Origin of the sequence: Acidiphilium sp., from assembly GCF_049977125.1 — a bacterium.
In the GTDB taxonomy this organism is placed as follows: domain Bacteria; phylum Pseudomonadota; class Alphaproteobacteria; order Acetobacterales; family Acetobacteraceae; genus Acidiphilium.
In genome coordinates this window covers 2359-11814 of record NZ_JBMFGY010000094.1, presented here as the reverse complement: position 1 = coordinate 11814, position 9456 = coordinate 2359, and the positions used below count along the sequence as shown (strand labels likewise).

Below are 9456 nucleotides of genomic sequence, written 5' to 3'. Positions count from 1 at the left end.
GATTTCATGCGTTTATGTTGCCGCTGCCGCGGCAACATAAACGCATATCGCTCTAAGGTCTGATAGGCAGCGCCTTCCGCCGGGTTTTTGCGCGTCGTTGAGCCGCGCGTGCCGATTCAATCGCCCCCTGTGGCGCCGGTGCCGCGGCCATTGGCGCGACGGACGGGTTGCGCTACACTATCGCATTGCGTTGACGGGTATTGCGGTCGGGTTTTCCCGTACCGATGTGCCGTTGGCGTGGTTCCCATAACGGAAGGAACGGTCACATGGGTGGATTAAGCATTTGGCATTGGCTGATCGTTCTGGCGGTCGTGCTGATCCTGTTCGGCTCCGGGCGGGTCGGCAATCTGATGGGCGAGCTCGGCAAGGGCTTGAAATCCTTCAAGAACAACCTGGCTGACGATCAACCCAAGGACGCGTCGATGCTGGAACAGCATGTCGCGGCGCCGCCGGTCACCGCGACGACGACCGATCGCACCAAGGTCTGAGGTAGCGTCATGGGCTTCGATTCCCCGATCCACTGGATCATCGTCATCGGCGTCATCGCCCTCCTGTTCGGCGGCTCGCGCGTCGGCAATCTGATGGGCGAGCTTGGCAAGGGCATCAAGGCGTTCAAGCAGAACGTCGCGGATACCGACTCGAACAAGGCGGCACCCCCGCCCGCCGCGCCGCCCGCGCCGCCGGTCCAGGCCCGCGTCGCCGATGCCACGCCGCAACCCGACCCGGCCGTGCGCCAGCCCGAACCGGTCCACGGCCCCGACCAGACGCGTCTTTGACCGCGGGCCGATCACCATGGGCGCGCCCACAGCGCAGACCGAACGCGCTGACCCGAAACCTTCCGGTCCCGCCCTGGCGGATGCCGCCCGCGATCTGATCGCCATCGGCGCGCGGATGGACGTCCGCGGCTGGGTGCCGGCCTCCGCGGGCAATCTGTCGGTCCGGCTCGACGATGCCACCATCGCCATCACCCGCAGCGGTGTCCACAAGGGGCGGCTGGTCCCGCGCGACATCATCGCGGTCAGGCTGGATGGCACGCCCCGCCACGCGTCTGAAACACCCAGCGCCGAGACCCTGTTGCACTGCCAGCTCTACCGGCGCGATCCCGCGATTCACGCCGTGCTGCACGGTCATTCCGTCGCGGCGACCACGCTCTCGATGCTCACCCATGAACCGGCGCTGATGCTGCAGGATTACGAGATTCTCAAGGCGTTTCCCGGCATCGCCACCCATCGCACCGTCGCCGCCCTGCCGGTGTTCGACAATGACCAGGACATCGCCCGCCTCGCCCAAACCATTGAACCGGCGCTCGCGGCGGCACCGATCGGCTATCTCCTGCGCGGCCACGGCGCCTATGCCTGGGGGCCGGATCTCGAACGGTGTTTCTGGCGGCTCGAGGCCCTTGAATTCCTGCTATCCTGCGAATGCGAACGGAGACGACTGCAATGAGCGGCCTGCGGATTTTCGATGACAACGCGCCCGGCGCCCTGATGCTCGAGACCGACGATGCCGCGCTCATCGCCGAGCGCCTGCGCGCCATCGGCGTGCGGTTCGAGCGGTGGGACAGTCCGGTGACCCTCCCGCCCGACGCCGATGCGGACACTATTCTCGAGGCGTATCGCCCCTATCTCGATAAATTGATGGGCGAAACCGGTGCCGGCTCGGCCGATGTGATCAAAATGACGCCCGATCACCCCCAGGCCGGCGCGCTGCGTGAAAAATTCCTCAACGAACATCTCCACACCGAGGACGAGGTTCGTTTCTTCGTCAGCGGATCGGGCCATTTCGTCCTGCATACCGAGGGCAAGATCTTCGATGCGCTCTGCACCACGGGCGATCTGATCTCCGTGCCGGCGAACACCCGGCATTGGTTCGATGCCGGCGAACACCCCGATTTCACCGCCTTGCGCATCTTTACCGACCCATCCGGCTGGGTCGCGCATTTCACCGGCGAGGCGATCAGCGCGCGCTTCCCGGTTGCCTGATCCCACCGTGCCCCCCGCCGCGCGACGTCGCGCAGCACTGCTCGACGGTGCGGCCGCACGGCCGCGCGCCGTGCTGCTCGACATCGAGGGCACGATCGCCCCGATGAGCTATGTTCATGAATGTCTGTTCCCCTATGCCCGAGCGCGGCTGGCCGATTTTCTGTCCCGCCACGCCGGCGAGCCCGACATCGCGGCAGCCCTCGCCGCGCTCGATCCGGTCGCGCCGGGCGCATCGCCGCTCGAAACCCTGCTCGACCTGATGGATCGTGACGCCAAGATCGGCCCGCTGAAACTGATCCAGGGCCGCATCTGGGCCGAGGGTTTCGCCGCCGGCGCGCTCACCAGCGTGTTCTACCCCGATGTCCTGCCCACCCTGCACGCCTGGCATGCCAGCGGCGTGACCCTCGCGATCTATTCGTCCGGCTCCGAGGCCGCGCAGCGACTCCTGTTCCGCCATGCGCCGACCGGCGATGAGAGCCGCCTGATCGCCGCGCATTTCGACACCGCAATCGGCGCCAAGCGCGATCCGGCAAGCTATCAGGCAATCGCCCACCGCCTCGGAAGTCCCGCTCCCGACATCCTCTTCCTCTCGGACAGCGCGGCCGAGCTCACCGCCGCCGACGCCGCCGGTCTGGCGGTCTGCCAGATCGTCCGCCCGCAGGATGCCACGCCGGCATCGCCCAGCCACCCTCATGCCGAGGATTTGACCGGCGTGGCCCGCCGGTTCGGCCTATCTCAGCCGTAATTACGGAGGCTTCCCCATGCACATGCCGGATCGCTGGACGGCAAACCTGCCCGCGCGCCTGAAAACCGACCCCTGGCGCGGCTTCGGCCTCGGCCTGCTCGCGGCGCTCGCGCTGCCGCCGTTCTTTCTGCTGCCGTTGCTGTGGTTCGTGGTGCCGGCCCTGCTGCGCCTGCTCGCGCGCGCCGGCGGATGGCGCCGCGCCATCTGGGTCGGCTGGTGCTTCGGCTTCGGCTTCAATCTGCTCGGCCTGTTCTGGGTGACCGAGCCGATCCTGATCATGGCGCGCGAATTCTGGTGGGCGGTGCCGTTCGCCGCCCCCGCCCTCGCGGCGGCGGTCGCCGGCTACATGATGCTGCCCGCCGTCGCGGTCTATTGGATCAACCCCGCCCGCAACCTGCCCGCCGGCCTGGCGATGGTGATGATGTTCGCGGGTGTCATGGTGATGGCCGATCTGGCGCAGCAATTCCTGTTCACCGGATTTCCCTGGAATTTCTGGGGGGCGGATTGGGCGATCCCCGGCACGATCGGCGTGATCATGATGCAACCCGCCGCCGTGGGCGGCATTTTCCTGCTCACCCTGCTCACCATCATCGCCGCCGGTCTGCCCTTGCTCGGGCGGCGCGGGTGGATCGCGAGCGCCGGGCTTCTGGTGCTCTGGGCCGGCTACGGTATCGCCCGCACCGCGTCCGGTCCGGCGAAGGACCGCAACCTCACGGTCGCGATGATCCAGCCCCGCTTCGCCGTGCCGGGCAGCTTCACCACCGCCGCGCTGCAGGCACGCTGGCAGCGCGATCTGCGCATGACGCGTGAGGCGATGCAGAAGGCCGGCGCCGGCCCGAAAGTCATCGTCTGGCCGGAAACCGCCAGCCCCGCGCTGCTGCAGACCGATGCGAACGCCCGCGCCGCGATCGCCCAAATCACCGGCGCCACCCCGGTTCTGGCCGGATCGTTCCGCTATGGCCGCACCGGCAAGGTCTATAACGCCCTGATCGCGGTGGACGGCGCCGGGCCAGCGGTGGCCTGGTACGACAAATGGAAGCTGGTGCCGTTCGGCGAATACACGCCGCCATGGATTCCACTGAAAATCACACCCGGCGGCGGTTTCTCCCCCGGCCCCGGCCCGCGCACCCTGCATGTGCCGGGCCTGCCGGCGGTCGGGCCGCTCATCTGCTACGAATCGATCTTCTCCGGTGAGATCGTCGACCCGGCCGACCGCCCGTCCTGGCTGCTCAACATCAGCGACAACGCCTGGTTCGGCGACACCACCGGCCCGCATCAGGATTTCGCGACCACCCGGCTGCGCGCGGTCGAGGAGGGCCTGCCGCTGATGGTCGATACCAATTCAGGCATCTCCGCCGCGATCGGCCCCCACGGGCGGGTTCTCGCCCGTCTCGGCCTCGATCGGCGCGGCATTCTGCTACACAGACTTCCGGTTGCATTGCCGGCCACGCCCTATGCCCGATTCGGTCTAACCATGGCCGGGATCATATCCTTCTATGCCGTGATGTTTGCCCTGGTTCTGCTGATCATCTCGATAACGATTCCGGTTAATAAACGCTGAAAAACCCGTCTTAAAATTTGTTCGTGCTTGCGGAAAATTGCGTTCGCTGCTATTGGAGATAGTCAGAGCCGTATGTCAAAAGCGATCTATGGTAGTATCACTTTCTAAACATTAGTTTTTATTAAAATTTAGACGAGCGACCGATTTTGGATGGTGTCATGGCGTTATTCATTTTTCGGAGCCGGCAATCAGCGGGCTCGAACTCAGCGATTATCGAACCCACATCACTTGCACCGAAAATCGGTCGCGGTCGGTGAATAAAATCGAGACAATCACAAAGGCCGATGGGGCGAAGGGGCGGATATGACCGTGGTGGCAAATGAAATGACCGAACACAGCGAACGAGATGGCCGGCCCAGCCCGATTGATGTTCATGTCGGCTCACGCATCCGTCTGCGCCGCACCCTGCTCGGCATGTCGCAGGAAAAACTCGGTGACGCCTTGGGCCTCACCTTCCAGCAGGTGCAAAAATACGAGCGCGGCGTCAACCGCGTCGGCGCCTCGCGCCTGTTCGACATCTCGCGTGTGCTCGATGTGCCGATCAGCTTTTTTTTCGACGACATGCCCGAGGGGATGGACGCGACCCCGATGTCCGGCCCGCGCGGTCGCAGCCACGGTTTCGCCGAAGCGCAGGAACCCTTCGGCGTCGGCCTCGACGATCACATGACCAAGCGCGAAACCCTCGAACTCGTCCGCGCCTATTACCGCATCGCCGAGCCCAATGTGCGCAAGCGGATGTTCGACCTGATCAAGTCGCTTGCCCCGTCGGACACGTTTCCGTCGGAATAACCCGACCTTGCGCTTGTGAACGCGCGACACACTTCGCTACAAGAGTGCCGATGAGGGAAAATCCCGACCCGGTAGGCACGACCACGCGTGGACATGGCGATCAATCGCCACAGGCTTTCGCGTGACCGAACCTGGCCCGATGCGGCGCGGCGCCCGGCACTTCATGGCCAGACTGGCCAGTTTGCGCAGCGGCGGCGTCCCCGATGCGCCCGCCCTGCCGGTCCGCGACCCCTGGCCCGGTGAACCCGGTCGCGGCGCCCGCATCATCAAAGGCGAGATCGACTATCGCGGCGCCGTGCGCCCCCTGCGCACCGGCAGTTTCGCCGCCAGCGACGCCTCGCCGCTCATGCTCGCCCATATCCATGGCTTCACCTGGCTCCGCGACCTGCGCGCCCTCGGCACCGATGCCGCCCGTTCCCGCGCCCGCGCCTTGATCAGCGACTGGATCGGCTGCGACCAACGCCCCGCCACCGCCATCACCCCGCCGGTCACCGGCGCCCGCCTCGCGGCCTGGCTCGGCCATTACGATTTCTTCGCCGCCTCCGCCGACGATGATTTCCGCCAGATGCTGATGGCGCGTCTCGTGCACGACGCACGCCACCTCTCCGCCGCGATGCCGATCGAAGCGCGTGACGGCCGTGCCTTCACCGCCCTCAAGGGCCTGATCGCCGCATCGGTCGCCCTGCCCGAACACGCCGCCTTCCTGCCGCGCGCGCTCCGCTTCCTGACCCCCGAAATCACCCGCCAGATCCTTGGCGACGGATCGCATTGCGAACGCAGCCCCGCCTCCCACCTCGCCGTGCTGCAAGACCTCACCGAAATCCGCGCCCTCCTGCAATCGGCCCGCGCCGAGTCGCCGCCCCAACTCCCCGGCACGATCGAACGCATGGCGATCGCCCTGCGCGGCCTGCGCCATGCCGATGGCGGCCTCGCCCTGTTCAACGGCACGTCGGAAGACTGGCCCAACCTGATCGACCTCGTGCTCAGCCAGGCGGGCCGCACCGGCCGCAGCAGCACCACGCTCGCCCAATCCGGTTTTCACCGCCTCACCGCCGGCAAGACCACCATCATCGTCGATGCCGGCCCGCCGCCCGGCCCGGGGATGGACCGTTTCGCCCACGCTGGCACCCTCGCCTTCGAGCTCTCGGTCGGCCGCGAACGGCTGATCGTGAATTGCGGCGCCGCCCCCGCCTCGGCGACCGACTGGCGCGACGCCCTGCGCGCCACCGCCGCCCATTCCACCCTGATCATCGCCGACGTCTCCTCCTCCGAAATCAAACCCGAAGGCCTCGGCCGCCGCCCGACGCGGGTCGAGGTCAACCGCCAGGAGGCCAACGGCGCCCATTGGCTCGAAACCAGTCACGATGGCTGGCAGAAACTCTTCGGCGCCATCCACACCCGCCGCCTCTACCTCTCCGAAAGCGGCGAAGACCTCCGCGGCGAGGACAGCGTGGTCGCCGCCGAACCGCAGCCCTTCACCTTGCGCTTCCATCTTCACCCCAACGTCACCGCCAGCATCCAGCAGGACAACGAAGCCGCCCTGCTGCGTCTGCCCTCCGGCCAGGGCTGGCGCCTGCGCGCCGGCGGCGCCGCCCTCACCGTCGAGGATTCCATCTATTTCGGCGGCGCCGAACCGCGCCGCGCCGAACAAATCGTCCTCACCAGCACGCCCGATGGCCCCCAGCAGGTCAAATGGGCCCTGACCAAAATGGGTTGACCGGATGGCGCGCATCCTCCTGACCGGCGGCGCCGGCTTCATCGGCTCACATACCGCCGTCGTCCTGCTCGAACGTGGCTACGATGTCGTCCTGCTCGATGATTTCTCCAACGCCGCGCGTGATGTCCCCGCCCGCCTGCGCCGCATCACCGGCGTCACCGTGCCGCTGATCGAGGCCGACATCCGTGACGAGGCCGCAATCGCCGCCGCTCTGGCGGCCTTCCCGATCGATGCGGTGATCCATTTCGCCGCCAAAAAAGCGGTCGCCGAGAGCGAGGCCGACCCGCTCGCCTATTACGACAGCAACATCGTCGGCACCGTCCGCCTGCTCGCCGCCATGCGCCGCACCGGCATCGGCCGCATCGTGTTCTCCTCCTCCGCCACCGTCTATGGCGAGCCGGACGAATGCCCGATCAACGAGCAAGCCCCCCTCCGCGTCACCAATGTCTATGGCCGCACCAAGCTGGTGATGGAGGGCATGATCACCGATCTCGTCCGCACCAACACCCTGCGCGCGGCGGCGGTGCTGCGCTATTTCAACCCGGTCGGCGCGCATCCCTCCGGCCTGATCGGCGAAGATCCCGCCGGGGTTCCGGCCAATCTGATGCCCTATCTCTGCCAGGTCGCCGAGGGCCGCCGCCCGCATCTCAACGTCTTCGGCAATGATTACCCCACGCATGACGGTTCCGGCGTGCGCGATTTCATCCACATCATGGACCTCGCCGAAGCCCATGAAGCCGCCCTGCGTCAGGTTCTGGCGACCGATGGCGATTTCACCGTCAACCTCGGCACCGGCACCGGCTACTCGGTGCTCGACATGATCACCGCCTTCGAAACCGCCACCGGCGTCGCCATCCCCCATAAAATCGCCCCCCGCCGCCCCGGTGACGTCGCCGCCTGCTACGCCGACCCCGCCCTGGCCGCCACGCTGCTCGGCTGGCGCGCCACCCGCGGCATCGAGGCCATGTGCCGCGACGCCTGGCGCTGGCAACGTAAAATCGCCCTGACCAACCAGCCGCCCTAATGCCGCCCCGCCATCTGGTCTTCCTGATCGGCGAGGATTGGTTTTTCGCCTCGCATTTCCTCGCCCGCGCCCGCGCCGCCCGTGCCGCCGGCTGGCGCGTCTCGGTCATCACCCGCACCGGCGCCGCCACACCCGCCCTGCGCGACGAGGGGTTCGACATCCACCCGGTCGATTTCCAACGCGCCCGCCTCAACCCGATCGCCGAAGCCGCGCTCACCCGCAGCATCGCCGCGCTCTACCGCCGCCTCCGCCCCGATCTGGTCCATCACATCGCCCTCAAGCCGATCCTGCTCGGCAGCCTCGCCGCCCGCCTCGCCGGGGTTCCCGCCATCGTCAACGCCCCGGTCGGCCAGGGTTTCGTCTTCACCTCCAACACCACCAAGGCCCGCCTGCTCCGCCCCTTCGTCCAGGCGGCCATGCGCATGAGCCTCGGCGCCCGCGGCGCGATCGCCATCTTCGAAAACGAGGATGACCGTGGCGCCGCGATCCGCGCCGGCGCGGTTCACGCTGCCAATGCCGTGCTGATCAGAGGCGCCGGGGTCGATCTCGCCCGGTTCCGCCCGCAGCCGCCACCGCCGGGTCCGGTGCGCATCGTGCTCGGCGCCCGCATGCTGCGCGACAAGGGCGTGATGCAATTCATCGATGCCGCCGGCCGGCTGCGCGGGCAGGGGGCCGAATTCATCCTGGCCGGCGTGCCCGACCCCGGCAACCCCGCCTCCCTGACCGAGGCCGATCTCCGCACCGCCCCCGCCGTCACCTGGATCGGCTACTGCCGCGACATGGCGTCCCTGTTCGCCACCGCCCACATCGCCTGCCTGCCCTCCTATTACGGCGAGGGCCTGCCGAAATTCCTGCTCGAAGCCATGGCATCCGGCCTGCCCTGCGTAGCGACCGACATCACCGGCTGCCGCGACGCCGTCATCCCCGGCGAAACCGGCATCCTGGTGCCGCCACGCAACGCCCAAGCCCTCGCCGACGCCCTCGCAACCCTGATCGCCGATCCCGCAACGCGCGCCCGCCTCGGCGCCGCCGGCCGCGCCCGCGCCGAGCGTCTCTACGCCGAGCCGGTCATTTGCGCCGAGACGCTGGCGGTCTATGAACGCGCCATCACCCAAGGAGCCGGACGATGATCCGAAATCTGACCCGCCTGACCACGCACGCCGCACTGGCCGCCGCCGCGGTCCTCGCCCTCACCGCCGCCCCCGGCATCGCCCGCGCCGAAACCCGTGTCGGCGCGGTCTCGACCAATTTCCGCCTCCTCGGCGCGAACGACAAAATCGTGGTCGAACGGCTCGACGACCCAAAACTCCCCAATGTCGCCTGCTACGCCAGCTTCGCCCGCACCGGCGGCATCAAGGGCAGCCTCGGCGTCGCCACCGACCCCTCGCGCTTCGGCCTGTCCTGCATCGCCACCGGCCCGGTCACCCTGCCGGCCGATCTGCCCCGCAAACAACAGATCGCCGCAATCTCCGCCTCCTTCCTGGTCAAGCATTTCAACCTCTACCGCCTGGTCGACCCCGACCACAAAGCCGTGGTCTATCTCCTGATCAGCACCAAAATCATCCACGGCTCCCCCGCCAACGCCGTCTCCGCCGTGCCGGTCACCGGCGGCTGAAGCCGCCCCCAACTCAACGCCCC

11 protein-coding genes are annotated in these 9456 nt (G+C 67.5%); all 11 read left to right on the top strand.

Annotated features, from left to right (window positions below; genetic code table 11):
- Positions 1 to 266: 266 nt before the first annotated feature.
- The 11 genes from ACP5E6_RS13010 (at position 267) to ACP5E6_RS12960 (ending at position 9433) form a co-directional block, all read left to right on the top strand.
- Positions 267 to 488, top strand: coding sequence for a twin-arginine translocase TatA/TatE family subunit (locus tag ACP5E6_RS13010; protein WP_427954680.1), 222 nt, complete (start codon positions 267 to 269; stop codon positions 486 to 488).
- Between the two features lie 9 nt (positions 489 to 497).
- Positions 498 to 776, top strand: coding sequence for a twin-arginine translocase TatA/TatE family subunit (tatA, locus tag ACP5E6_RS13005; RefSeq protein ID WP_427954679.1), 279 nt, complete (start codon positions 498 to 500; stop codon positions 774 to 776).
- A gap of 16 nt (positions 777 to 792) precedes the next feature.
- The gene (locus ACP5E6_RS13000) at positions 793 to 1446 is read left to right on the top strand and encodes a methylthioribulose 1-phosphate dehydratase (RefSeq protein ID WP_427954678.1); all 654 of its coding nucleotides are present in this window, start codon (positions 793 to 795) and stop codon (positions 1444 to 1446) included.
- Positions 1443 to 1982 carry a 1,2-dihydroxy-3-keto-5-methylthiopentene dioxygenase gene (locus ACP5E6_RS12995; protein ID WP_427954677.1) on the top strand — a complete coding sequence of 180 codons (540 nt, stop codon included), beginning with the start codon at positions 1443 to 1445 and terminating at the stop codon, positions 1980 to 1982. Before ACP5E6_RS13000 ends, ACP5E6_RS12995 begins: the two co-directional genes overlap by 4 nt.
- Before the next feature lie 7 nt (positions 1983 to 1989).
- The gene (gene mtnC, locus ACP5E6_RS12990; protein WP_427954676.1) at positions 1990 to 2727 is read left to right on the top strand and encodes an acireductone synthase; all 738 of its coding nucleotides are present in this window, start codon (positions 1990 to 1992) and stop codon (positions 2725 to 2727) included.
- A gap of 16 nt (positions 2728 to 2743) precedes the next feature.
- Positions 2744 to 4288: an apolipoprotein N-acyltransferase gene (gene lnt, locus ACP5E6_RS12985; RefSeq protein ID WP_427954674.1), complete on the top strand. Its 1545-nt coding sequence runs from the start codon at positions 2744 to 2746 to the stop codon at positions 4286 to 4288.
- A gap of 324 nt (positions 4289 to 4612) precedes the next feature.
- Positions 4613 to 5077, top strand: coding sequence for a helix-turn-helix domain-containing protein (locus ACP5E6_RS12980; RefSeq protein WP_427954683.1), 465 nt, complete (start codon positions 4613 to 4615; stop codon positions 5075 to 5077).
- 139 nt (positions 5078 to 5216) lie between these two features.
- Positions 5217 to 6794, top strand: a complete 1578-nt coding sequence (locus tag ACP5E6_RS12975; RefSeq protein ID WP_427954682.1) for a heparinase II/III family protein — start codon at positions 5217 to 5219, stop codon at positions 6792 to 6794.
- Between the two features lie 4 nt (positions 6795 to 6798).
- Positions 6799 to 7818, top strand: coding sequence for a UDP-glucose 4-epimerase GalE (gene galE, locus ACP5E6_RS12970; protein ID WP_427954673.1), 1020 nt, complete (start codon positions 6799 to 6801; stop codon positions 7816 to 7818).
- Entirely contained in the window at positions 7818 to 8948 is a 1131-nt protein-coding gene (locus ACP5E6_RS12965) for a glycosyltransferase family 4 protein (RefSeq protein WP_427954672.1), read from the top strand. The genes galE and ACP5E6_RS12965 overlap by 1 nt, the downstream gene beginning before the upstream one ends.
- A complete protein-coding gene (locus ACP5E6_RS12960; protein ID WP_427954671.1) occupies positions 8945 to 9433 on the top strand; it encodes a CreA family protein in 489 nt (162 codons plus the stop codon). The genes ACP5E6_RS12965 and ACP5E6_RS12960 overlap by 4 nt, the downstream gene beginning before the upstream one ends.
- The last annotated feature ends 23 nt before the right edge of the window (positions 9434 to 9456 follow it).